General features: G+C 29.5%; 26 protein-coding genes. 12 read left to right on the top strand and 14 right to left on the bottom strand.

Features of this window, described 5'->3' with window-relative positions; all coding sequences use genetic code 11:
* Window positions 1-33: 33 nt before the first annotated feature.
* Window positions 34-846, bottom strand: a complete 813-nt coding sequence (locus tag RSC72_RS08965) for a MotA/TolQ/ExbB proton channel family protein (RefSeq protein ID WP_332543814.1) — start codon at window positions 844-846, stop codon at window positions 34-36.
* 324 nt (window positions 847-1170) lie between these two features.
* Between RSC72_RS08965 and RSC72_RS08960 the strand changes: the two genes are divergently transcribed.
* Entirely contained in the window at window positions 1171-3312 is a 2142-nt protein-coding gene (locus RSC72_RS08960) for a type IA DNA topoisomerase (RefSeq protein ID WP_332565929.1), read from the top strand.
* 117 nt (window positions 3313-3429) lie between these two features.
* Here RSC72_RS08960 and RSC72_RS08955 read toward each other — a convergent pair whose 3' ends face one another.
* The 6 genes from RSC72_RS08955 to RSC72_RS08930 form a co-directional block, all read right to left on the bottom strand.
* Window positions 3430-4344, bottom strand: a complete 915-nt coding sequence (locus tag RSC72_RS08955; RefSeq protein ID WP_332543811.1) for a helix-turn-helix transcriptional regulator — start codon at window positions 4342-4344, stop codon at window positions 3430-3432.
* Window positions 4345-4470: 126 nt separating this feature from the next.
* Window positions 4471-5199, bottom strand: coding sequence for a hypothetical protein (locus tag RSC72_RS08950; protein ID WP_332543810.1), 729 nt, complete (start codon window positions 5197-5199; stop codon window positions 4471-4473).
* A gap of 208 nt (window positions 5200-5407) precedes the next feature.
* Entirely contained in the window at window positions 5408-6166 is a 759-nt protein-coding gene (gene tpiA, locus RSC72_RS08945; protein WP_332543809.1) for a triose-phosphate isomerase, read from the bottom strand.
* Window positions 6167-6240: 74 nt separating this feature from the next.
* Window positions 6241-7320, bottom strand: coding sequence for an ABC transporter permease (locus tag RSC72_RS08940; protein ID WP_332543808.1), 1080 nt, complete (start codon window positions 7318-7320; stop codon window positions 6241-6243).
* A 3-nt stretch (window positions 7321-7323) separates the two neighbouring features.
* Window positions 7324-8445, bottom strand: coding sequence for a BT_3928 family protein (locus RSC72_RS08935; protein WP_332543807.1), 1122 nt, complete (start codon window positions 8443-8445; stop codon window positions 7324-7326).
* Window positions 8442-8990, bottom strand: coding sequence for a DUF1599 domain-containing protein (locus tag RSC72_RS08930; protein ID WP_332543806.1), 549 nt, complete (start codon window positions 8988-8990; stop codon window positions 8442-8444). Before RSC72_RS08930 ends, RSC72_RS08935 begins: the two co-directional genes overlap by 4 nt.
* Window positions 8991-9043: 53 nt before the next feature.
* On the opposite strand from RSC72_RS08930, the gene folP reads away from it, so the two are divergent.
* Window positions 9044-9874 carry a dihydropteroate synthase gene (gene folP / locus RSC72_RS08925; protein WP_332543805.1) on the top strand — a complete coding sequence of 277 codons (831 nt, stop codon included), beginning with the start codon at window positions 9044-9046 and terminating at the stop codon, window positions 9872-9874.
* Between the two features lie 32 nt (window positions 9875-9906).
* On the opposite strand, the gene RSC72_RS08920 is transcribed toward folP, so the two are convergent.
* Genes RSC72_RS08920 through RSC72_RS08910 form a run of 3 tightly spaced genes read right to left on the bottom strand, consistent with a single transcriptional unit; the run spans window position 9907 to window position 10869 of the window.
* Window positions 9907-10191, bottom strand: coding sequence for a type II toxin-antitoxin system RelE/ParE family toxin (locus RSC72_RS08920; protein ID WP_332543804.1), 285 nt, complete (start codon window positions 10189-10191; stop codon window positions 9907-9909).
* Window positions 10173-10409: a hypothetical protein gene (locus RSC72_RS08915; RefSeq protein WP_332543803.1), complete on the bottom strand. Its 237-nt coding sequence runs from the start codon at window positions 10407-10409 to the stop codon at window positions 10173-10175. Before RSC72_RS08915 ends, RSC72_RS08920 begins: the two co-directional genes overlap by 19 nt.
* 31 nt (window positions 10410-10440) lie before the next feature.
* Window positions 10441-10869 carry a hypothetical protein gene (locus RSC72_RS08910; protein ID WP_332543802.1) on the bottom strand — a complete coding sequence of 143 codons (429 nt, stop codon included), beginning with the start codon at window positions 10867-10869 and terminating at the stop codon, window positions 10441-10443.
* Window positions 10870-11016: 147 nt separating this feature from the next.
* Between RSC72_RS08910 and RSC72_RS08905 the strand changes: the two genes are divergently transcribed.
* Window positions 11017-13176 carry a T9SS type A sorting domain-containing protein gene (locus RSC72_RS08905; RefSeq protein ID WP_332543801.1) on the top strand — a complete coding sequence of 720 codons (2160 nt, stop codon included), beginning with the start codon at window positions 11017-11019 and terminating at the stop codon, window positions 13174-13176.
* Between the two features lie 53 nt (window positions 13177-13229).
* Here RSC72_RS08905 and RSC72_RS08900 read toward each other — a convergent pair whose 3' ends face one another.
* Both RSC72_RS08900 and RSC72_RS08895 read right to left on the bottom strand, forming a co-directional pair.
* Entirely contained in the window at window positions 13230-14252 is a 1023-nt protein-coding gene (locus tag RSC72_RS08900; RefSeq protein ID WP_332543800.1) for a DUF4407 domain-containing protein, read from the bottom strand.
* A 101-nt stretch (window positions 14253-14353) separates the two neighbouring features.
* A complete protein-coding gene (locus RSC72_RS08895; protein ID WP_332543799.1) occupies window positions 14354-15421 on the bottom strand; it encodes a branched-chain amino acid aminotransferase in 1068 nt (355 codons plus the stop codon).
* Window positions 15422-15503: 82 nt separating this feature from the next.
* Here RSC72_RS08895 and mnmD point away from each other — a divergent pair, with 82 nt between their 5' ends.
* From mnmD to RSC72_RS08880, 3 genes are all read left to right on the top strand, one after another.
* A complete protein-coding gene (gene mnmD, locus RSC72_RS08890) occupies window positions 15504-16214 on the top strand; it encodes a tRNA (5-methylaminomethyl-2-thiouridine)(34)-methyltransferase MnmD (protein WP_332543798.1) in 711 nt (236 codons plus the stop codon).
* Window positions 16215-16322: 108 nt separating this feature from the next.
* Window positions 16323-17150, top strand: coding sequence for a 50S ribosomal protein L11 methyltransferase (gene prmA / locus RSC72_RS08885; protein ID WP_332543797.1), 828 nt, complete (start codon window positions 16323-16325; stop codon window positions 17148-17150).
* Between the two features lie 7 nt (window positions 17151-17157).
* A complete protein-coding gene (locus RSC72_RS08880) occupies window positions 17158-17454 on the top strand; it encodes an ATP-dependent Clp protease adaptor ClpS (RefSeq protein WP_332543796.1) in 297 nt (98 codons plus the stop codon).
* On the opposite strand, the gene RSC72_RS08875 is transcribed toward RSC72_RS08880, so the two are convergent.
* Both RSC72_RS08875 and RSC72_RS08870 read right to left on the bottom strand, forming a co-directional pair.
* Window positions 17451-17861, bottom strand: coding sequence for a hypothetical protein (locus tag RSC72_RS08875; RefSeq protein WP_332543795.1), 411 nt, complete (start codon window positions 17859-17861; stop codon window positions 17451-17453). The genes RSC72_RS08880 and RSC72_RS08875 overlap by 4 nt on opposite strands.
* A gap of 34 nt (window positions 17862-17895) precedes the next feature.
* Window positions 17896-18432: an RNA polymerase sigma factor gene (locus RSC72_RS08870; protein WP_332543794.1), complete on the bottom strand. Its 537-nt coding sequence runs from the start codon at window positions 18430-18432 to the stop codon at window positions 17896-17898.
* Between the two features lie 381 nt (window positions 18433-18813).
* On the opposite strand from RSC72_RS08870, the gene RSC72_RS08865 reads away from it, so the two are divergent.
* The 6 genes from RSC72_RS08865 (at window position 18814) to RSC72_RS08840 (ending at window position 23910) form a co-directional block, all read left to right on the top strand.
* Window positions 18814-18969: a hypothetical protein gene (locus RSC72_RS08865; RefSeq protein ID WP_332543793.1), complete on the top strand. Its 156-nt coding sequence runs from the start codon at window positions 18814-18816 to the stop codon at window positions 18967-18969.
* A gap of 70 nt (window positions 18970-19039) precedes the next feature.
* On the top strand, window positions 19040-20041 hold the full coding sequence (locus tag RSC72_RS08860; RefSeq protein WP_332543792.1) for a hypothetical protein: 1002 nt from the start codon (window positions 19040-19042) through the stop codon (window positions 20039-20041).
* 6 nt (window positions 20042-20047) lie between these two features.
* Window positions 20048-20992, top strand: a complete 945-nt coding sequence (locus RSC72_RS08855) for a hypothetical protein (protein WP_332578479.1) — start codon at window positions 20048-20050, stop codon at window positions 20990-20992.
* Window positions 20993-20996: 4 nt separating this feature from the next.
* A complete protein-coding gene (locus RSC72_RS08850; RefSeq protein ID WP_332578478.1) occupies window positions 20997-21944 on the top strand; it encodes a hypothetical protein in 948 nt (315 codons plus the stop codon).
* 9 nt (window positions 21945-21953) lie between these two features.
* Window positions 21954-22754, top strand: a complete 801-nt coding sequence (locus tag RSC72_RS08845; protein ID WP_332578477.1) for a hypothetical protein — start codon at window positions 21954-21956, stop codon at window positions 22752-22754.
* Window positions 22747-23910 carry a hypothetical protein gene (locus tag RSC72_RS08840; RefSeq protein WP_332578476.1) on the top strand — a complete coding sequence of 388 codons (1164 nt, stop codon included), beginning with the start codon at window positions 22747-22749 and terminating at the stop codon, window positions 23908-23910. Before RSC72_RS08845 ends, RSC72_RS08840 begins: the two co-directional genes overlap by 8 nt.
* Window positions 23911-23986: the final 76 nt, after the last annotated feature.

Below are 23986 nucleotides of genomic sequence, written 5' to 3'. Positions count from 1 at the left end.
TACTTTTATTCTAAGGATTTTATACAAGGAATATTAATTATGAGCAGAGAAAGATTGTTGAATACTCATTCCTACTTCGTCAATTTTGAAAGTTAAATCATCAATTTTTGAAGTTAAGAAAGCATACATAATGATAGCGAATGCAGATGCACCAATACCCATACCTGTATTAATTAAGGCTTCAGCAATACCTACTGATAATTGTGCAGCATCTGGAGATCCTCCACCTTCACCTAATGCGAAGAATGCTTTAATCATCCCGATTACAGTTCCCATTAAGGCAATTAATGTACCTACTGAGGCAATCGTAGAAATGATTGTCATATTTTTCTCTAATGTAGGCATTTCTAAAGTCGTTGCTTCTTCTAAAGTTTTACCTAATTGAGCTAATTTTTGTTCTTTGTTTAAAGTTGTATCGTTTTCTAACGCTTTGAAAGTTGTTAAACCTTCTTTTACTACGTTACCGATTGCTCCTTTTTGTTTGTCACATAATTCGATTGCTTTGTTAATTTCGTTTTTGTTTAATAAAGCACGAATGTCGTTTACAAATTTCTCTGCAGAACCTGTTCCTTTTGCTTTGTTTAAAGCGATAACACGGTCAATTGAGAAAACAATTACCATAAAGAAGAAAGACATTAAGAATGGAATAATTACCCCACCTTTATAAATAATCCCTAGTGGATTTAAAGGATTTCCTTTTGCTGTGTCTCCACCTTCAAAATTAGATTCCATTCCAAAAACACCATAGAAAATTGCTATTGCGATAGCAATTAAAATGATCATAGTAATCACCGGGTTAATTCCTCCCTTTTTAGTCGTAGCTGGTACTGTTACATTCTTTTCCATTTACTAATTCTTTTAAATATTATGATTTTTATTAATGTGGGTGTAAATTAAGTGAAAATTTTTTAATTCTTCTAAATTTTTTGCGTTGTTATGACGTTAAATTTATAATTTGCTTAAAATCAATAATAATTTTTATCGATTTGATAATTAAAAATCAATCGAAGCAATAAACTTAATATTAAACATCTTGTAGATTTATCAAAATTAGCCTTTTCACAAAAGTTAACCTATTGCAAATTTATTCAATAATTATACATATTTATATTTTTTTTTAAGTTTTAAATTATTATTTTGACTTTTGCACATCTATTTAATCTAAAGTATATGAAAGTTTGTATCGCCGAAAAGCCTAGTGTAGCCAAAGATATCGCCAAAGTTATTGGTGCTAATCAGCGCAATGATGGTTATTATGAAGGAAATGGATATCAGGTTACGTGGACTTTTGGACATTTATGTACACTAAAGGAACCGCAAGATTATACACCCGAATGGAAAAGCTGGGATTTAAATTATCTTCCAATGATTCCAAAAAGCTTCGGAATAAAAGTAATTCACGATAAAGGCGTTGCTAAACAATTTAAAATCATTCAAAAACTTGTAACTGATAGTCAAGTTGAAGAGATTATTAACTGTGGCGATGCTGGACAAGAAGGAGAATTAATACAACGTTGGGTTTTATTGAAAGCAAAAGCAACAGCTCCAATGAAACGTCTTTGGATTTCATCTTTAACAGAAGAAGCTATAAAAGAAGGTTTTCAAAATCTGAAAGATGGTGATAAATATTTCAATCTTTTTTCGGCAGGACAAGCCCGTGCCATAGGCGATTGGCTTTTGGGAATGAATGCAACACGTTTGTTTACCAAAAAATTTGCTCCTCCAAAAACAGTTCTTTCAATTGGTCGTGTACAAACACCTACTTTAGCCATGATTGTACAACGTCAAAAAGAAATAAATGCATTTGTGGTTGATGAATATTGGGAATTGAAAACAGTTTTTAAAGAAGTTGAATTTAATGCCACAATTGCGCGTCTAAAATCTGAAGATAAAGCTAAACAAGGCTTGGATTTTATCAAAGATCGTGAGTTTGAAATTATTGATTTTGAAGTAAAAGAAGGAAAAGAAAAGAATCCAAGATTATTCGATTTGACCGCTTTACAAGTAGAAGGAAACAAAAAATTTGGTTTTTCTGCAGAGAATACATTAAAATTTGTACAAAGTCTTTACGAGAAAAAATTTGTAACCTATCCACGTGTTGATACAACTTATTTATCCGAAGATATTTATCCAAAAGTTCCTGGAATACTGAATAAATTATCGGCTTATCAAAATTTGATTGCTCCATTGATGGTACAACCAATTCCGATGTCGAAAACAGTTTTTGATAATACAAAAGTAACAGATCACCACGCAATTATTCCGACAGAAATCTTTCCACAAGGTTTATCTAACGAAGAAAAGCGTATTTATGATTTGATTGCCCGCCGTTTTATTGCCGTTTTTTATCCAGAATGTAAAGTTGCCAATACAACTGTAGAAGGAAAAGTAGAAAATACTGGTAAAGATGGAACTATTTCTGCCATTAATTTTAAAGCGACTGGTAAACAAATTCTCGAAATGGGTTGGCGCGATGTCTATGCAAAAGATAAAAAAGAAGACGATAAAGACGAAGAAAAAATAATGCCAATTTTTGAGATTGGAGAAAAAGGTCCTCACAAACCGTTTATACATAAAGGAAAAACAACTCCGCCAAAAAATTATACAGAAGCGACTTTACTTCGTGGAATGGAAACTGCTGGACGACAAGTTGATGATGATGAAATGCGCGAATTGATGAAAGAAAATGGAATTGGACGTCCATCTACACGAGCAAATATCATCGAAACTTTGTTTCGTAGAAAATATATAGAAAAACGAAAACGTAATATTGTGGCGACACAAACTGGTATTGATTTGATTGATACGATACAAGACGAATTATTAAAATCTCCTGAATTGACGGGAGTTTGGGAACGAAAACTTCGTTTGATAGAAAAAGGTGAATATGAGTTAGAACAATTCAAACAAGAATTGATAGAAATGGTTTCTAAATTAACATTTGATGTTAAAAATAGTTATTTCAGACCGATTTCTTCTCATCAAGCAGTTGTTGAAACTCCCGAAAAACCAAAACGAGAGCGTAAACCAAAAGAGGAAATAAATTTGGAAGATGCAACTTGTCCCAAATGTAAATCACACAAATTAGTGAAAGGAAAAGCGGCGTATGGTTGTTCTAATTTTAAGGAATGTGGTTTTAAAATTCCGTTTGATTTTATGAGTAAAAAACTAACTGATAAACAAATATTGGATTTAGTAACCAAACAAAAAACGGGTAAAATGACAGGACTAATTAATCCTACAACTGGAGAAAAAGTTGCTGGAAAAATTATTCTTGATATGAATTTTAATTTGGAGTTTGAGCAAATTTAGAGAAACTGTCTTTGTGATCTTTTTTCAAGGTTAAAATTTATAAATTCTTCGACAAGCTCAGAATGACAAATATTTAGAATGTGTTTCTCAGCTTATCGAAGATTTTTTTTTCTATTATTATTCATATTTCTCTAAAGTTTCTTTCAAAATAGATTTTACTTTATCTTTTAATTTCTTTGGTTCTATAATGGTTACAGTTCTGCTCATAGCCAATATTTCACTTATAAAATCATCCGTCAAAAATAATTCAAGACCAATTAAAACTTCATTATTCTTCGTTTCTATTACTTCTTGAGATTCGTGCAAAGGCAAAGATTGTAAATATTCGGCTTGCTTTTTTGTGACACTCAATACAATTTTTTCAGGTTTTTCATCTGTTGGAACAATAATTCCGAATGCAAATTTGTATTTATCATCATAATTAAATTCAATATTATCATCAATTTTATCTGACAAGATTTTCACTTTATTCATTCGTTCCAAACCAAAATTCTTCACAGTTCCTTTATCATCCGCAATTAAATACCAACGATTATTGTGTTCTCTGATTGCGATTGGCGAAACTTTACGCAGAGTTTCTTTTTCTTCACCAAATTTCTGATAATGAAATTCTATTTTCTTTTTTCGTTGAATTGCTTGTACAATATCAGGTAAAAATTCGGCACGTTTTGGTTTTCTTTTTTCTAAATAAACAATAGATTCGAGCGAATTTGTCAATTTCAACGCAGAAAAACTATTGATTTCTTCTAAAGTTTTCAGAAATAAATCTGAGCTATAATCATCTTGAATAATATAATATCCTTTTTGGCTACGGCTATACATAATATCAATTCCAAGAACATTACGAATCTCTTTTATATCACGTTGTAGCGTTCGTTTCGAAAAATTAAATTCTAATGTATCGTCATTAATTTGCAACATCTCAAATTCGCGTTCCAAAAAACGCTCAAGGTTCTCAAAAGAACAATATTTTTGTTGCGATAATTTACGAACAATATTGAAGTAACGCGCAATATATCCCTGTTTTGACATTGGTTTGTAAGTATTTGAACAAACTTAAGTCTTCTTATTTTAAAAACAAAAAAAAGTAACATTTCTATCTAAAATGTTACTTTTTTCCATTAATAAAAAATCATATATTCGAAAAGACGATTTCTTTTATTTCGATTTTTTCACTTTCTGTTGTACATCTTTCACTACTTTTTTCACATCTTGCTTCACTTCTGTTGCAACTTCTGCTACTGCTACAGGTTGCTCTATAACTGGTGCTTCTACTGCGATTGGTGTTTCTACAAAATCTGCTGTTTCAATGAAATTAGAAATTTTATTAATAATTTCTGCATTAGATGTTGGCTCATTCTTCACTTTTACACTTAAAAAAATTGAAGGAGCTGCATTATCTTGAATATAATTTGATTCATTCTGATAAACTCCGTCATTCTTTACAACTGTTGAATTTAAGTTTTCTGTTAATTCTTTTGCTACTTTAATCGTTTCATCAAAAGCAACATTTTGTTTAAATACTACTGCTGCTACTTTATTTGTATTATCGTCAGTCTTATCAAAATTTAATGTCATGATTAACTCAGGTTTTAAACTATCGATAATTGCTCTTTTTTCTTCATCTTTTAACCCTTTCGTTAAATCTTTCCATAAAAGAACTTGTACATTCTCTTTGTTTAATGATTCTAATTTTGTTTTAAATTCTGTAGCAATGTTAGAACCAGACTGCGCTGCAATATTATCTACAATATCTAAAATCACCACTTTTGGTGCATCTTCTACAACTGAATATGTTGTTGAAACTGGAACCTCACTTTTTGTTGTAAAAGAGAAAGAAACTAACCCTATTGCTACAACTCCTAATATCTGCGTCAATTTTTTCATAATAAATGTGTTTTGTTTTTAAAAATGATACTTTTTAATAGTTAGTACAATTTACAGTTTGCAGACATTGTTCCGAAAAATCTTAATAAATGGTAATAAATGTTATAATTTTCTTAAAGAAAATATTTTTATTATTAATGAAACCTTATGCAGAGCGACTTTTAGTTTATAAAATAAAAAAACTCAATCCTAAGATTGAGTTTTGAAATTATTTACATGCAGCAATTATTTGCACAAAATCATCATATTTTAAGGAAGCTCCTCCAACAAGACCACCGTCAATATCGGGTTGAGCAAAAATTTCGTTTGCATTTTGCGCACTTACACTACCACCATATAAAATGCTTGTTTTGTTAGCTACTTCTACTCCAAACTCTTCTTTCAATACTTTTCTAATAAAAGCATGTATTTCTTGCGCTTGTTCTGGTGAAGCTGTTTTTCCTGTTCCGATTGCCCAAACAGGTTCGTAAGCAATAATTAATCGAGATAAATTTTCAGGACTTTGAACAACTAAAGCATTCATTAATTGAGTCTTCACTACATTAAAATGCTCTTCTGCTTCGCGTTCTTCTAATTTCTCTCCAACACATAAGATTGGATTTATTTGATGTTTGAATGCTTGTTTTAATTTTTCTGCAACTATTACATCTGTTTCTCCTTGATATTCTCTACGTTCAGAATGTCCAATAATTGCGAAATCTAAGCCAATACTATCTAATTGTTCTGCAGAAATATCTCCTGTATAGGCACCTTTTTCGTGTGCAGAAATATCTTGTGATGCAATTTTTACGTATTGCTCATCAACTCCTTCTAACAAGGTTTGTAAATAAAGTGAAGACGGCGCAATAATAACTTGCGCAATTGGATGATTATCCGCAACCCACGCATTAATATTAGTTGCTAATTTTATAGCATCTTCAAAGTTTAAGTTCATTTTCCAGTTTCCTGCAACGATTTTATCTCGCATAAAAGTGTATTTTGTTTTGATTTGGTTTTAACTATACTGCAAGATAATTAAATCTTACGAATTTAAAAGCTGATTTATTTTATACGAACACGAGGATCTAAAACACCATATAATATGTCTACAATAATATTAATCACAATAAACATCACAGCAATTACTAAAACTGCGCCCATTACAATTGGTAAATCTAATGTATTTAAGGCATTTACGATTTCTTTTCCCAATCCATTCCAACCAAATACAAATTCCACAAAAACAGAACCTGCTAACATAGATGCAAACCATCCAGAAATTGCTGTAACAACAGGATTCAACGCATTACGAAGTGCATGCTTTGTAATAACTGTTTTTCGTGATAAACCTTTTGCAAATGCTGTTCGTATATAATCTTGATTCAAAACTTCTAACAAAGAATTGCGTGTCAATTGTGTAAAAACCGCTAACGGACGAGACCCTAATGTAATTGCAGGAAGAATTAAATTCTTCAATACAAGATGTTTTCCTTCGCCTAAATCATCCACTTCATATAAACTTCCAATCATATTAAGTCCTGTAATATCATGCATCAAAAATGCAAAAATATAGGCAATAATAATTGCTGCAAAAAAAGAAGGAATACTCATTCCGAAACTTGTCACAATCAATAGTAAACGATCTACCCAAGTATCTTTCATCAATGCAGAAATAATTCCTAACAATACACCAAAAATAGTTGCAATAATAATAGAAGCTACCGCCAAAACAATTGTATTTGGTAAGGTTTCACCAATAATTGTTGAAACGTTTTTTCCTTGTTTCTGAAAAGATTCGCGCAAATAAGGTGTTTTTAAAACCATTTCATTTGTCCCGAAATCTATCAATTTTGTGTAATTGTATTTCTCCGAACTTAATGACGTATATGTTGTATTTACATCATTATTGTGAAACGAAATCGGCGATAAATCATTTATATAAAAAGCATATTGTTTCCATAAAGGTTGATCTAAACCTAATTTTTTTCTAATCTGAGTCAATTGTTCTGGATCTTCTTTCTGATCGAGCATCATTCGTGCAGGATCACCTGGAAGTACAGAAAACAGTAGAAAAACTACAGTTATAACACCAAAAAGCGTTAAAAATCCGTAGAAAATTTTATTTAAAATATAATTAATCACTTCTTAAAATAATTCTTCTAATTGATTTATTGTTGGAAAATCATTGTAATGAAATTTTGCTTTCACTGTTCCTTTTTCCAAAATCATGACACCAGGATTTGAACGAATAATTGTTTTCATCGTTGTTTGATCCATAAAACAATTCTCCAATTCTAAACCTTTGATTGGATTATTAGAAATTGTCGTTACTACAAAACCTTTCTGTTTGGCCTCTTTTCCAAGACTATTCAATTTAGCAATTTGACTTTTATCCACTTTTTCAACAAATGGAACAACAAAAATTAATGTTTTTGACGCATTCAAAATTTCTGAAGTTTTATCTACTCCATTGCAATCAAAACTAAAATCATGAATTGGTGGTTCATATCCTTTTTTCTCTACAATTGTACGCGTTTTGTCTTCTTCAATTTGCCAAGGAGTTCCCTGTTTGTACCACTTATCATCTGCAATATATTGCGCATCGTCAATCTCTACAACTTGTCCATCAACCTTATTTTTCATAGTATAAATGGTTTTATAAGTGGTTGGTTTTAGACCTAATTCTTCTGGAGTTTTCATTCCTTCAATCAAGTTTTTTCCGACTGCATAAGCTCTAAAATCAATAATAGGATTGTGAGAAATTCCTAAATATGCAATGATTGCTGAAACGATTAATACCAATGTATTTATACCATAATTTACTTTTGCTGAAAACAATGGTTGTATATATTTTTGACCAACAACTAAAATGATAATCAAAACTAATAAAACAACATCTTTGTAAAATGATGTCCAAGGTTCTAATTTTAACGCATCGCCAAAACATCCGCAATCTGTCACTTTATTGAAATAGGCTGAATAAAATGTAAGAAATGTAAAAAATACAATTGTTAATAAAAGTGCAATTGTGGTAAATTTTCTCCAAACACCAAGTAATAACAATACACCCAAAACAATTTCGAAAAGTGAGAAAAATGTTGCTAATGGTAAACTTAAACCCTCTAAAAATGGAATATTAAGAACGGTTGGCGAAAAATATTCTTCTAATTTATAACTCAATCCAACTGGATCTACATTTTTTACAAATCCAGAAATAATAAAAAGAACGCCGACAATAATTCGAGCAAATTGAACTAAATATTTCATGTTGTTTTCTTTTCGTTAATTAAAATAAGTGTAAAAATTGAATAATTTATCATGTCTAAATAATTCGCATCCAAACCTTCTGACACTATTGTTTTTCCTTTATTGTCTTCGATACTTTTGGTACGTAAAACCTTCTGATAGATTAAATCTGTGATAGAACTTATACGCATATCTCGCCAAGCTTCGCCATAATCGTGATTCTTTTTCAACATCAAATCATGTGCAATTATAGCATATTTATCATAATAGATTATTGCTTCTTCGTCCGTCAAATCTGGTTGATCTGCAAAACCTAATTCTAACTGAATCAGTGCCATTATCGAATAATTTACAATCGCAATAAATTCTCCTTCTTCATCTTCATCTATCATTCGCTCCGTCGCTTCTTGCAACGTTCTGATACGACTAATTTTGATAAAAATTTGATCTGTTAAAGATGGCAAACGCAGTACACGCCAAGCCGGACCGTAATCTTTTAATTTTTTGATATATAAATCTCGACAAACTGAGATGATTTCTTTGAATTGAATTGACGTATTTTTCATAATTTCGTTTCGATTTCAAAAATAATTGAAATTACTTAAAGAACTTCTAAGATATGACAATTAATTGTAATGGACGCTTGATTGATTTGAGCGAGCCTAAAATTATGGGAATTTTGAATACGACACCAGATTCTTTTTACGATGGTGGAAGTAATCAATCAATAAATTTGATTTTAGAAAAAGTAGAAAAACATCTTTCTGAAGGTGCAAATATTTTGGATATTGGTGGATATTCGACAAAACCTGGTGCTGAAGCCATTTCGGAACAAGAAGAAATTGACCGTACTGCTCCGATTATTGAAACAATTATTAAAAATCATCCAGAATTGATTATTTCTATTGATACTTTTCGTGGAAATGTTGCGCGCGAAGCTGTAAAAGCTGGTGCTGCAATTATAAATGATGTTTCGGGTTGGGAATTGGACGAAAATATGTTTGCCGCAATTACGGATTTAAAAATTCCATACATTTTGATGCACATGAAAGGAACGCCGCAAACCATGCAAAAAAATGCTGAATACAAAGATGTAACACTGGAAGTAAATGAATATTTTGCTAAAAAAATTGCGCAATTGAAAGCCGCAAAAATAAATGATATTATTTTGGATCCTGGTTTTGGATTTGCTAAAACTTTGGAACAGAATTATGAATTATTCAGTAAAATGGAAGCTTTAGGTTTTGGAGATTTTCCTTTATTAGTAGGTGTTTCAAGAAAATCTATGATTTATAAACTTTTTGACACAACTCCACAAGAAGCTCTAAATGGAACTTCTGTTCTTAATATGGTTGCGTTACAAAAAGGTACAAAAATTTTGCGCGTGCATGATGTAAAAGCTGCAAAAGAAACTTTACAAATTTATAATGCCTTACAAGGAAAATATTAAAAAATAATAAAGCCACTTCATTAGTGGCTTTATTATTTTATATCTCTACGAGCATCCCAAATACTCAAAATAATTAATTCAGAAACTGTAAATTCATACAATAATAAATAACCTCTGATAAGTTTTATTCTTACGTTATCAACATTTGTACGACGACCTATTGTTGGATTTTCACGCAAAACTTCTAATGTTTGAAGAATCAAATAATTTAATCTTAAACTAAATCTCTTTGATTTATTCCTCAAAATCCAGTATTCTAAAATATCTTTTCGTTCAAGATTTGCAGTATTTGTCCAAACTATTTTTCGTTTAGCCATTTTTCAATATCTTGATTGGCTTCATTCTCGTTTAAAACAAATGAATTTTTGTATTCATTTTTAGCTTCCTTTACACGAATTATTTGCTCATCATTTAATTCGTAAAAATCACTTTCAGATTCAAAATCAATCAAATTTTTAATTTGTTCAATAATATTAACATCATCAAGTTTGTTCAGCTTTTCTATTGCTAACTTTTTTAACTCTTCTACATTCATAATGAGAGATTTATTATAAATCTAATCAATTTTAATCAATAATTTTACTATTCGGAAAGAAAACTTTGAATGTATCAACCACATTAAGATCTGATGTTAAAATTTGCCAATGTGAATCTTTTACAAATTCAAAAACAACTTCGTTGTTGTATAAATTTTCATCTTCTATGTTTACAAAAAGATTTTTTTCGTTTCTATCGCCAATAATCAATGCTTCAGAAACAGTTTCCATTTTATAACAAAGACTTTCTAATTGGTCATAATCAACAATAATTCCGTCTTGTTGATCAATTACCTCTTGTAACTCAAAAACAGAATATTCATCTGTTTCGCTTTCTCCATCAATCCACAATAATTTCCAAGAATAACCGACCAATTCTTTTATTGGTGTTATAACTTCTTCCATTCTCTGAATTAGATTTTCGTCTTCTCCGTAAATTTCTATCTTATAAGTTTCCATAATCTTTGCAAAAATAAAAAAAAGTATTCTCGATTACACTATTTACTACTTGAGATAATCAAAAAGAAAATTTACATTTCCTATTTAGCATTATGTTAAAATAATTTTATATCACTATAATACATATATTTACAAAAATTAACGCTTATGAAAAAACATTTATTTTTTATTTTAATCTTTATCTCTTGTTTTATATCTGCACAAAAATTAAGTCTTAAAGAAAATACAGAACTTTTGGGTGAGCGAACTGTTATTAATGAATTGGTAAAAATACAAGATTCTTATTTTGGATTCAATAGCTATAATGATATTATATATAAAAGTGACGATAAGGGAAAAACATGGACGAAAAAATTTCAAGGAGATTATAACTCAATTGGTATATTAAATAACAAAGATGTTTTACTTTATACTAGTCGATATGATAATTTTTATGTTTCTTATGATAAAGGAGAGAATTTCATACAAGTGAAAAATAACAAATATGTAAAAGATGCTAATGTTGTAAAATTATTAGAAAATAATCGTATTATAATTTCTTCAAGGGAAAACAATACAGAAAGTTTTTTTTACATGGATAACTTTTCTGGAGAATGGATAAGAGCGCAAATAAACACTGATGCAACGAAGATTGGTATTTATAACTTTGCTTTTAAAAATAATTTAGAAGGAAAAGCATTTATCTATGCTAATAATAAACATTGGATATACTCTACTAAAGATGGTGGAGTCACATGGAATGCTCAGCGAGAAATTGAAAAGCCAAACAACTATGTATCCATATCTAGTAAAATATTTTATACAAACCAATTAACGGCCTTATATATTTCTAAAAACGAAATCTATACAAGTAAAGATGATGGGAATAGTTGGAAAATTACACCTTTACCTGAAATCGGTTTAGATAGACAAATTATACTTAAAGGTGATACTTTTTATGTTTATCAACAGTATAAAAATCAAGCAGATAATTATCTCTATAAATTTGTGGAAGATGGTCAAAATTTAGAAAAAATGAAATTGCCTTACCCTGTATCTTATTTATTTATTGACAATAACGAATATTTGGGTGTATACGAAGGACAATCGATGCTTTCATATGATTTGAAAAATTGGGAAATTTATAGTAAGTTAATTTACATTAATTACCTAAATAAAACTGACCATTTGGATATATTTTCTGATGAAGAAATTTGGGGACAAGATGCTAACTTACAACCAACTCTATATAATTTTAAAACCAAAGAGTCAATCGATTTTCCTGCTCCAATAGAAATTAGTTATCATTCCATTGGATTAGATTTTATTAATAAAAATGTTGGTTATTTTGTTGTGAATCAATTTGTAGATTTTTCTATTTTTAAAACCGAGAATGGTGGAAAAAACTGGAATCTTGTATACAACAACCCAGCTATATTTCATGCGGATGGATTTAGTAAGATCAAATTTATTGATGAAAATTTGGGTTTTGTCTCAACATTTTCTAATGGTAAATATCTTAATATAGTAACAAAAGATGGTGGTAAAAATTGGGAAATAAGAGATATACCAGAAGAAATGCAATATGGTACATATTTGGATTTAGAGACTATTTGGTGGTATGACTACGCAAGCAGGAACGTTAATATAACATATGATGAAGGAAAAACAAAAGAAACTTTGTTCACTATACCTACAGAAGAAACCAACAGTCATAAATATGTGGACAAAACAGGATTAATTATTTATCTTTATCAAATTAATGAAATTCCTTACATCAAAACATCTACGGATTTTGGTAAAAACTTTGTTTCGGCTCAATATGATTATCCAAGCTATGGAAATTTTGCAGTGACACTTTATAAAGATTTCATTGTTGCTATTGTAAATGGAGAAGTACTCGCTTCGGCAGACAAAGGAATTTTGTGGTTTCCGATGTTTGGTCTATCGAAGAATGAAAAAGAAAATATTCTAAAAAACTGGCGTAATTTTCAAATCCTAAATGAGAAATTATATTTGGTAAATCAAGATTATAATTTATATCAATTTGATTTGACAACTTTAGCGGTAAATGATATCAATAATCAAAAAGTAGGAAAAGTAGTTTTAGCTCCAAACCCTACAAACGGTGAGTTAAACCTGATTTCAGAACAAAGTAACAAAATTCAAGAAATTGTAGTTTATGATACAACAGGAAAAATAGTTTTAGAATTTAATCAATTGAATACAAATCATTTTTCTCAAACTATTCAATTACCAAAAGGAATCTATTTTATTAAAGTAAAAACCCAAAAAGGAATTGCTCAACATCAACTAATCAAGAAATAATAAAGACACAAAAATAAAAAAGTAACTTCAAATAGAAGTTACTTTTTTATGATTTATACTTTTTCTATTTCGTGACGAATCCTTTTTTCAGATTTTATATCCATTATTTCGATGGATTCTTTACTAAATATCTTAAACGAATGTTCATGTTTTTCTAACAAGAAATCATACGGTCCTTTGGGTGCAATTAATTTTACCAAAACTGGCGCAGTTTCTAACGAAATAAAAACAAGTGCTATAAAAATAGCCGCAGTTCCTAATATTGGATTTGTTGCTGACAATTCGTCTAAAGCTTGCATACGAGCCGCAAAACCATTGTAATTTTCTTCGGTTGGTTTGGCTGCATCTATTTCTTTCTCTTTGGAAAAATTCAATCGATCTAATTCTTTATTAATTTCAGCTAAACGTGGCGTAGATTGCTGAATATATGTTTCAATTTCCGCAGCTTTTTGCTTTTTCAATTCTGCTTTACGTTTCGCATTAGGACCATTACCTTCTCGCCCTGTTGTTGTTTCAGTTTCTGTACCAACAATTTCCTTTTCTAACTCGGTCGAAGCTAAATTATATTCTGCTCGCAATTTATCAATCTGATCATAAATTTGTTTACGCTCATTAGAAAAAGGTGTACCTAAATCTGTATAACGTGCATCAATACCTTTTTGTAATTCTGCTTTATTACGGTTAACAATAACATTTAACTGTTTATTAATTTCTTTTTCAAAGATTTTTAATTCTAATGGTTTCGATATGACAATTCCTAATAAAACTGCCACAATAAGCCGAGGTAAAGCTGTCATAAATTGTCTGAAAAATCCGCCTGATTTTTTCATAGATGTTACAATATAACGATCAAGATTAAAAATCATTAATCCCCATAAAATTCCAAAACCTGTTGCTGCATAAATATTATCAAAAACAGTATTTAGCGCGTAGCCTGCTGATAATGCGGCCAAGATTCCAGTAAACAAAATAACTCCGCCAATACCGACATGTTTATTAACATCAGTTGGAGTTTTTTTCAAGAGTTCAAAACTACTGCCTGAACAGATGATAAGAAATTTTTGCAAAAAATTCATTTTATAATTTTAGTACTTTGTAATACATAATAGTAAATATCGTGCCAAAAAAAGCTGACACTTAAAATGTCAGCTTTCTATATTTTTTAGACAGCTATAAATTATGCATTTACAGTTTCTTCAATTTTTACTCTCCATCCATAAGGATCTTCAGCAATACCGTATTGAATATCTTTTAATTTTGTTTTTAATTGTAATGCAAAAGAATCTTTTTCTTCTAATGCAGGTAATTGAGCTCTTTCTTCACCAAAACCAATTGCATCATATTGTGTAATTACAACAGCAGTTCCACAACCAAAAACTTCCTTCAATTCACCAGATTTATACGCTTCGTACATTTCTTCTACAGTAACTGGACGTACTTCTACTTCATAACCATTATCTTTTGCAAGGGTCAAAACAGAATCACGTGTCACACCATTCAAAATGCGTTCTGATGTTGGTGCAGTTAAAATTTTGTTTCCGATACGAACCATTACATTCATTGTACCAGCTTCTTCGATAAATTTATGCTCGATAGAATCTGTCCAAATCACTTGATCATAACCATCTTTTTGAGCTTCTGAAGTTGGGAAAAATGATCCCGCATAATTTCCTCCACATTTTGCAAAACCTACACCTCCTTGAGCAGAGCGGCTATAGAAATCTGCAATTTTTACTGACAATGGTTTGTCATAATAATTAGGTGCATAAGCCAATAAAATCGCAAAAATAAATTCATTAGATGCTCTTGCAGAAACAGCTTCCTCTGTTGCGAACATTACTGGACGAATATATAAAGATGTTCCATAATCCTTTGGTACCCACTGACGATCAAGATCAACAATCGCTTCTAAACCATCAATAAAAATTTCTTTCGGAACTTGAGGCATATTAAGACGTGCTGCAGATAAATTAAAACGCTCGAAGTTTTTCTCAGGACGAAAAATAAATACTTCATCACTATCATTTTTGTAAGCCTTCATTCCTTCAAAAATTGTTTGCCCATAATGAAAAGACATCGCCGCTGGCGTCATCGAAATTGGTCCATAAGGAACAATTTTTGGTTCATCCCATTTTCCATCTTTGTAATGTACGATCAACATGTGATCTGTAAACTCTTTCCCAAAAACAGTCGAGTTAAAAACTGAATCATTAAATTTTGATTCAGCAATTTTTTCTATAACCATGTTATGATATATTTTGTTTGTTGCGTTACCAAAGATACATTTTATTTGTATTTTTTCATAATAAAAATCATAACTTTCGACTATGAAAAGGATAATTCAAGAAACGGAAGATGGTTCAAAAACTATCTATATTGAGGATTGGAATGAATCTTACCATTCTAAGCATGGTGCTGTACAAGAGGCAATGCATGTTTTTATTAAAAATGGTTTTTCTCATTTTATTACAACTAAAAAACCTCTTAAAATTCTTGAAATTGGATTAGGAACTGGACTAAATGCTTTTATAACTTTATTAGAAGCTGAGAAAAATCAGCAATATGTAAATTATGTTGGAATAGAAAAATTTCCTGTTTTGGAAGCAGAATTTGATGCAATTGATTTTTTTGATGATGTTTTTAAATTCTATCCAGAGTTAGCTCATCGTAAAGAAGAATTACATATTATATATCGTTATTTATTTTTATCTGATTGGGAAAATTGGCAAATTATTTCACCATATTTTAGAATAAAAAAAGTGAAAGATGATTTTTTCAACCTAAAAAATTGCAATGAAACTGAATTTGATTTGGTTTATTTTGATGCATTTGGCTCGCAAGTACAACCAGAAATGTGGGAAAAAGAATTATTTGAAATTATAGATAGTACAACCAAACCGACTGCTATTTTTACAACTTATGCATCCAAAGGAACTGTAAAAAGAGGACTAAAAGAACTTGGTTATGTTGTAGAAAAACGACCAGGTCCTCCAGGTAAACGAGAAATGATGGTTGGGTTAAAAAATTTCTCTTTATAACAACTTTTAAGAAATCAAATCAAAGACTTGTTGGTCTATATTTTTACGATAATTTTAAAAATCGTAAATTTGCAATCGAAAACTTAAAAAGGGTTTTCAAAATTATTTATGACAAATTACATCGAATATAAATTTAAAGTTACTGAAACTGATCCCTTCAACGAAATTATTATTGCTTTGATTTCTGAATTACCATTTGAAAGTTTTGTAGAAAACGAAGAAGGTTTTGATGCTTATATGCCAAAAACGGACGAAAATATTGACGAAATAAAAGAAGTAATTGATGAAATAGAAAACATCGATTTTACGTATTCTCGAAAAGAAATTGAACAACAAAACTGGAATGCGACTTGGGAAGAAAATTTTACGCCAATTTTAGTAAATGATCAATGTTTGATTCGTGCAGAATTTCATGAAACAATAGAAAACATTCCTTACGAAATTATCATTCAACCAAAAATGTCTTTCGGAACTGGTCATCACTCTACAACACACTTGATGGTCGAATATATTTTGGAAACAGAATTTACTGGAAAAGATATTTTGGACATGGGTTGTGGAACTTCTATTCTTGCTATTTTGGGAATGAAACGTGGCGCAAATTATGCAGAATGTATCGATATTGACGAATGGGCTGTTGAAAATTCTATCGAAAATGGGAAAAGAAACGGTGTTAGTTTAGATGCAAAAATGGGTGATAATTCACTTTTAGGAAGCAAACATTTTGATGTAATTTTAGCTAATATCAATAAAAATATTTTGATAAGCCAAATTCCTTCTTACATTACTGTGCTGAATGAAAATGGTGATTTATTTTTAAGCGGATTAATGGAACAAGATTATAATGACATTTATACTTTTTGTACAGATCGTGGCTTAAAATTTGTATCTAAAAAACAACGAAATGAGTGGATTTCACTACATTTCAAAAAATAATATACGTATGATAAGATACGCAACACAGCCAATATGGGAAACAGAAAAAGATTCTGCTGTTGATGTATTAGAGCAAGAATCGCATAAATATCAAATTATTGTATATAATGATGATGTAAATACCTTTGATTGGGTAATAGAGTCGTTGATAGATGTTTGCGATCACACGCCTGAACAAGCAGAACAATGTTCTATTTTAATTCACTACAAAGGAAAATGTGAAGTTTTGACTGGTGAATTAGAAGATTTAAAACCTCGATGCACAGAGTTATTGAACCGAGGCTTAAGTGCCGAAATTATTTAATAATTATACAATACAAAATCCGAATCGTCTAATGTTACATTAGGCGATTTTTTATTTTGATCTGTTACAATATAAGTATCATATATTTTTTCGTAAACTTCGTTTTTTACTTCTGTATCTACAATCTGAGTCGTTTGTTTTTCTTGATTATTTAAAATTAAAGGAATAGAAATTACAACTAATAAAATAACACACGCTGCAACCAACCAATAATTCAACTGAAACACTTTTGCTGGTTTAGCTTGCACAGTTTGCTTTAAAATAGATTGTTCCAATGTTTCAAAATAATTGGTTGGAACTTTAAAATTTTCTTGATCTTTTACTTTTTTGAGATAAATTTCGTCTTTCAAGTTCGAGAAATACTCTTCTGGAACTTTAAAAGCGTTTTTAAATTCATTTTCTTTCATATCATATAATAAGACAATTAAAATTAAGAAAGGTTTAATCCTCTACTTCTAAAAATTCTTTAATTTTTGTAACCGCATGATGATAAGACGCTTTCAAACCACCAACCGAAGTTCCTAAAATTTCCGAAATCTGTTCATACTTCAACTCATCATAATATTTCATCATAAAAACAATACGCTGTTTTTCTGGTAAATTTGCAATTGCTTTTTGTAATTTCAAATCTATCTCATCACCATTATAATAATCATCTGCACTTAATTCATTTGCGATCGAATTCGAATAGTCCTCAAATGATACATTTCTTTCTTTTGCATTTTTATGAATAAAATTGATTGTTTCATTATACGTAATTCTAAAAATCCAAGTAGAAAGTTTCGCTTCATTTTTAAACGTATCTAAATTTTGATAAATCTTAATGAAAACATTCTGTGTTACATCATCTGCATCTTCATGTATAAAAACCATGCGACGCACTTGCCAATAAATTTTTTGGTGATAATACGAAACAAGTAACTTAAAAGCCTCTTCGTTTTGATGTGAACTAATATGTTTTAAAATTTCTAAATCCAAAGGAGAATATTATCAAACGAAAGTATAAAAAATTGATCGTATAAAGCTAGTTTTTTCATTTTTAAGAAAAACAAAATAAAAATTAAATACTTAATACCATTTGTATCGGATTAAACTCTAAAAAACAATGACTTAACCAAATTAAAATTTAACATTTATCAATAAAAAAATTTATATATTTGAAATACCAAAACTATACAACTACTACCTATGAAACTACATACACTACATAAAGCATAAATGCTCAATTTCATAATTTTGAGCAATTTATAAATTTTATTTTACTATTTTTTTTAGAAATTTTTATACGAAGATTGAATATACTATTCATTCTTCAAAAGTTTAATATATTTTTATTTAACCCTTAAAACCAAATTTATTATGAAAAAGTCAATTAATGATTTTCAAGTAGAAAAATTAGAAGACAGAAAAGAGTTTATCTTCTATTGTGTATTACATTTATTCTGTGGAGGCCACAAACCAGTAGTTTGTGATGATGGTGGAACAACACCACCAAATCCAGGAGGAGAGGATTAATAGTTTTATACGATTAGCCATTTTTATGGCTAATCGTATTCTTAATTAATTTAACTAAATTATACCTAACATGAAAATAAAATTTCTTCTTTTATATATAATATCATCTTTAACTTTTGCCCAAATTGGGGTTAATAAAACAAATGTTAATGTAAATTCTGCATTTGAAACGGGAACTACAAATCAAGGTGTATTAATACCTAGAATTCCTATCGTTAAAAATTTAACTGATAAGACATTCTTAAACCTTCCCTCTGAAACTATACCAGATGGATTGTTGATTTTTTGCGAAGGTGGTACTGAAGGTTTAGGTTCTGGATATTATTTTTGGCAAAATAACCAATGGAATTATGTATTAGATCTTAAAAATATACAAAATCGTTTAGACATCACTCGTTTATACTCATCTACAACAGATGGTAATACTCCTACCGTAGTAAGTCAATTTTTTGGCAATGGCTCTGATATAACTTCAGAACCAATCCCCACTTTAACTTATAAAAGTTATACAAACTTACCAAATGCAAAATGGAATCCTATACAAGGTACCGATTTAGATTTTCAAGTTTTACAAACTAATAATACTGTTTCGGTAACTGTAAATGGTAATGCACAAACTGGTAGCAATAATTATATTGCAGGTGGAAATGATATACAAGCATATACATTAGGATTTAATATTGGTATTTTTATTAAAAAGAAAGGTGCTAGTGATTCTACTTATCAATTATATACTGTTGGTACATTTGCAAATGGAGCACTACTTAGCTGTTTGGTAACTCCATACACCGTAACCTCAGTTATAAAACTTGACCAAGTTGGGGATTATACTGCAAAGGTTTTTATAATGGGAAGACGTAATTTTATTACTAAAATTACTGCATCAACTCGTACTGATTATTATACTCGAAAAGCCAACAATTCAAACAATTTCACGTACTTAACAGTTGGGGGAAAAAGCTCTAATTCTGGTACTCAAGGTGAATTAAATGGAAATTGTAATAATACAAATGCATTAACGATGAGTACAAACTTAAATATTTTAGTATCAGAGATAACACCTAAAAATTAAGCCATTATGAAAAAAATATTTATAATTACTTTCGCATTAATTACTTTTCAATCAAATGCTCAAGTTAATACAGGTATTCCTGCTGATAATAGTACAAATACAATTGTTAATATATCAAGTAATAGTAGAACTGATATTAAAGGATTTTCTGTACCAAACTATAAATTAACATCTAAAACAACTGATTATCTAGGAGACTCTAATGCAAATAATCTTAGAAATTCTTTGTTAATTTTCAACTCAGATAATTCCAATACAAATAAAGGTTTATACTTCTGGGATACAGACTCTTGGACTAACATAGCTGATATGAGTATTGTAAATTCTAAACTAAGCAACCTTGCTAAAATTGTGAAATTTAATACCTCAGGTGTAGCAGTAACCTATAATAATGGAAATGCTGTTGGAACTCCAAATAATAATGGACAACATGTTATTAATGAGTTATATTCTGCAAGACCTGCTAATTATTGGACAGATTTAAATTTTGCAAATGGGACTATAAAAACCATCGAAATTAAAAATAGTATTAACAACAATATATTTAAAGCTTCTGGTACAATTCAAGCACCAACTGGCTCAAATAAACAAAATGGATTAAAAGGTTTTCTTGGTTTAGCTTTATTTATAAAAAGTCCTGGTGATACTGATTTTAAACTAAAAGGGCATAAAATTATATCAGCAAATATGTATACGGATTGTATGAATTTTCAATTTGATGTATTAAGTTCTGTAAAAAACTTACCTACAGGAATAAGTGAAGTGAAGGTTGCAATGGAATTTAGAGAAATAGATGGAACAAATAATATCACATACGCTACTTCTGTTGCTAGTCGAAATACTGCTAATTGTCAATCGACAACTTTAGCAACGCGTAAACAAAACTTTTTACCTTCTTCTACAATGGTTACTGAATTGGTTATAAATACTTTTGAGAACCCAAATTTTTAAAATCATGAAAAAAGCACTATATTTTTTACTTTTTACAACTTCTTTTTTGAGTGCACAAGTAGTCATCTCAGATGATACTACATATCTTACAAGTAGTTCGCTTACTCCAAAAGCTATTTTTGATGTAAATTCGAAAAAAGCTGGTATTTTATTACCTAAAGTTTCATTAATCGCTTTAGCACCATCAAATACAGCAGACTGGCCACCAGAAGGAACGATAGTTTACAACACAAATACTAGTTTTACATTAGGATATTATGTCTTTATTGATGGTAAATGGTCGTCATTACTTAATACAAGTACAGTAGATAACTATGTACCTACTATACAAACATATTCCGCAACAACATTCAATTCTACTACAAATGGTGGTAACTCTATAAACCTAACAAGTGCTAATAATATACCTGGTGCTGCTGATAATATTTTTTTTCCTACAACAAATACGAATGATGGAGGTTTTGCAAAAGATAGTGATTTAGGGTCAACTACTACATCAGGATATAGATGGCAAAAAATACCAAATTATGAAGTAACTGGTATTGTAATTCCAGATCCTAGCAAAATTGATAATAAGATATCAGCTAATGCGACTGGTACAATTACATTCTCATCTATAAATAATGGTTTTCCCCCTACTGGATTTACTTATGCTGTGGCTTTATTTAAAGAACGAACAGATGTTGCTAGTACACCTAAATTAGTTGGAACAAAGATTTTTTCTGTATACACAGGTGGTACCTGCCCATTTGAAAGTTTTAATACACTTTTTTATGATGAAAATTTAGCTGCAGGAACTTATAAATACTATATAGCTTATAAATATTTATATACAGGTAATACTAATGTCAGTATTACTTTCGGAGATCAAGGATCAGGCTGTAGTAATCATTCAAGTTTTTCTACACAGCAAAGTTTAATTGTAAGTCTTAATAAAATTCCTAAGCCATAAACTGAAAAAATGAGCCAAATAAATCAATTATTTTTTCAAGATATTGTCGAATTTTTAACTGAAAATATAAATATTAACTCTGATAAAAAATCACAATTAGATCTTATTGCCAAAACATATTATACATACATTATTTATCTTGATAAATTAATTGATAATGAGATTCCTATAGATAAACAACTTTTAGATGATAATCCGTTAGTTAATCTAACAGAACATCATGAAAAATGTATAAAAACCCTTATCAATTTATTTGGTGAAGATTCATCAATTTTTGAAAGTAAAGCAAAATATAGCAAAATTTATTTTGATGCTTTAATCAAAGAAAAATTATGGAATTTTGATAGTTATGTATTATCTAAAGATGAGTTTCAGGAAATAGCTGTAGATAAGCACATTCCTGTATTTTTTATAGTAGATGGTATACAGTTATTACAAAAAAATTATCCGAAAGAAGAAATAAAAGAAATGTTATCTTATATTTTTCGTGCAATACAAATGTATGATGATATGACAGATATTAGCGAAGATTTAAAAGACAAGCAGTTTACATATATTATTTCTAATACAATTCAATTACTAAAAGCAGATGACGATTATTATCCAGATAATCAAAGCTATACACATAAAGCTTTTTTTGCTTTAGAAGAATTAGCTAATCCGCAGTTTTCTTATATGATAGAACAGTTTTCTCTAGCCAAGGAAATTGCTAAAAAATATGAGTTAAATAAGATCGTAAATTGGATAAATGTAATTAACGAACAGATTATAGATTGGAAATTACAAATAGACGAGATTCGCCATGCTTAATACACTTTCAGATAAAGATTTTATTTTCAAAAAGAAAAACGATAACAATTGGATTTTAGAACATTCCGAAAAATACTTTATTGTAAGTAACGAAATCAAATTATTACTAGAAATTCTACAACGCAATAATGCTAATTCAACATTAGCTTATCAAGATTTTATCAAAGAATTTGATTATGTTTCTGAAGCAGATTTTAATACAATTGTCAGCAAAAATCTAAAAACATTAGAATTAGACGAAGAAAAAGAACAGAATAAGAAAAAAGAAAAATCATTTATACTTTTCGAAACAACTATTCTTTCACCCAAAAAAGCAGAAAAATGGTCAAAAATAATACAACCATTATTTCAGCCCACTTTCTTTTGGATCGGTTTTTCATTACTTTTTACACTTGCTATTTATAATATCTGGACATTACACCATTTTCATTTAGATACAAAGTATATAATGTATTTATTTATAATTTATATTATTAGTGCATTTATTCACGAATTTGGACATATTGCAGCATGCAACCGTTTCACAAAAAAAAATGGTGAAATTGGTGTCGGAATTTATTTTCTATTTCCAGTATTTTATTCAAACATTACACCCATTTGGGCAGCAAAAAAAGAAGAACGCCTCATAACAAATTTAGCTGGCGTATATGTACAACTATTCATTATTCTATTTCTTTATATAGTCTATCTAATAACAGATATACACGAAATACAAGACATTATAGGAGCAAGTACAGTGATTATTTTATATCAATTAATCCCATTTATACGCACAGATGGCTATTGGATATTATCAGATTTAACAGATTCACCAAACCTATTATCAAATAGCAACAAAATAGTCATTAATTTTCTCAAAAACCCTTTCAAACTAAAACTCAATAACAAAAACGAAGGATTAGAATTACTTTATGGATTATTCAATCAAATCTTCATGATTTTCATAATTGTTAGAATTCTTCTCACATACAAAACCAACCTACTTACAGGACCAATAAATTTAGTAAAAACTATATTCACACATCCATCACAAGCATATAGCTACATTAATGAGAATATTGAATTACTTTTTATTTCAATTGTTTTTTATCTAATTGTCTTTAATCTCATAAAACGAATTCTTCCTACTAAAAAAAATATACAAGAAGCTCATTAGTTGAGCTTTTTTTATTCAACAATATGTCTCGTCCTGAAATAATGATACAGAAAAAAGTATCATTATGAAAGAAGAG

The sequence above is a fragment of the Algoriella sp. genome, from assembly GCF_036647415.1.
Taxonomy (GTDB): Bacteria; Bacteroidota; Bacteroidia; order Flavobacteriales; family Weeksellaceae; genus Empedobacter.
This window is presented reverse-complemented; position numbering and strand designations above follow the sequence as displayed.

Bases quoted from the DNA above. Each gene is read 5' to 3' on its own strand.
- RSC72_RS08900 (WP_332543800.1), bottom strand. From the start codon at position 14,252: ATGAATTTTTTGCAAAAATTTCTTATCATCTGTTCAGGCAGTAGTTTT.
- RSC72_RS08875 (WP_332543795.1), bottom strand. From the start codon at position 17,861: ATGAAAGAAAATGAATTTAAAAACGCTTTTAAAGTTCCAGAAGAGTAT.
- RSC72_RS08920 (WP_332543804.1), bottom strand. From the start codon at position 10,191: ATGGCTAAACGAAAAATAGTTTGGACAAATACTGCAAATCTTGAACGA.
- RSC72_RS08960 (WP_332565929.1), top strand. From the start codon at position 1,171: ATGAAAGTTTGTATCGCCGAAAAGCCTAGTGTAGCCAAAGATATCGCC.
- tpiA (WP_332543809.1), bottom strand. From the start codon at position 6,166: ATGCGAGATAAAATCGTTGCAGGAAACTGGAAAATGAACTTAAACTTT.
- RSC72_RS08935 (WP_332543807.1), bottom strand. From the start codon at position 8,445: ATGAAATATTTAGTTCAATTTGCTCGAATTATTGTCGGCGTTCTTTTT.
- RSC72_RS08845 (WP_332578477.1), top strand. From the start codon at position 21,954: ATGAGCCAAATAAATCAATTATTTTTTCAAGATATTGTCGAATTTTTA.
- RSC72_RS08905 (WP_332543801.1), top strand. From the start codon at position 11,017: ATGAAAAAACATTTATTTTTTATTTTAATCTTTATCTCTTGTTTTATA.
- folP (WP_332543805.1), top strand. From the start codon at position 9,044: ATGACAATTAATTGTAATGGACGCTTGATTGATTTGAGCGAGCCTAAA.
- RSC72_RS08910 (WP_332543802.1), bottom strand. From the start codon at position 10,869: ATGGAAACTTATAAGATAGAAATTTACGGAGAAGACGAAAATCTAATT.
- RSC72_RS08840 (WP_332578476.1), top strand. From the start codon at position 22,747: ATGCTTAATACACTTTCAGATAAAGATTTTATTTTCAAAAAGAAAAAC.
- RSC72_RS08915 (WP_332543803.1), bottom strand. From the start codon at position 10,409: ATGAATGTAGAAGAGTTAAAAAAGTTAGCAATAGAAAAGCTGAACAAA.
- RSC72_RS08865 (WP_332543793.1), top strand. From the start codon at position 18,814: ATGAAAAAGTCAATTAATGATTTTCAAGTAGAAAAATTAGAAGACAGA.
- mnmD (WP_332543798.1), top strand. From the start codon at position 15,504: ATGAAAAGGATAATTCAAGAAACGGAAGATGGTTCAAAAACTATCTAT.
- RSC72_RS08895 (WP_332543799.1), bottom strand. From the start codon at position 15,421: ATGGTTATAGAAAAAATTGCTGAATCAAAATTTAATGATTCAGTTTTT.
- RSC72_RS08880 (WP_332543796.1), top strand. From the start codon at position 17,158: ATGATAAGATACGCAACACAGCCAATATGGGAAACAGAAAAAGATTCT.
- RSC72_RS08955 (WP_332543811.1), bottom strand. From the start codon at position 4,344: ATGTCAAAACAGGGATATATTGCGCGTTACTTCAATATTGTTCGTAAA.
- RSC72_RS08930 (WP_332543806.1), bottom strand. From the start codon at position 8,990: ATGAAAAATACGTCAATTCAATTCAAAGAAATCATCTCAGTTTGTCGA.
- RSC72_RS08950 (WP_332543810.1), bottom strand. From the start codon at position 5,199: ATGAAAAAATTGACGCAGATATTAGGAGTTGTAGCAATAGGGTTAGTT.
- RSC72_RS08855 (WP_332578479.1), top strand. From the start codon at position 20,048: ATGAAAAAAATATTTATAATTACTTTCGCATTAATTACTTTTCAATCA.
- prmA (WP_332543797.1), top strand. From the start codon at position 16,323: ATGACAAATTACATCGAATATAAATTTAAAGTTACTGAAACTGATCCC.
- RSC72_RS08850 (WP_332578478.1), top strand. From the start codon at position 20,997: ATGAAAAAAGCACTATATTTTTTACTTTTTACAACTTCTTTTTTGAGT.
- RSC72_RS08965 (WP_332543814.1), bottom strand. From the start codon at position 846: ATGGAAAAGAATGTAACAGTACCAGCTACGACTAAAAAGGGAGGAATT.
- RSC72_RS08860 (WP_332543792.1), top strand. From the start codon at position 19,040: ATGAAAATAAAATTTCTTCTTTTATATATAATATCATCTTTAACTTTT.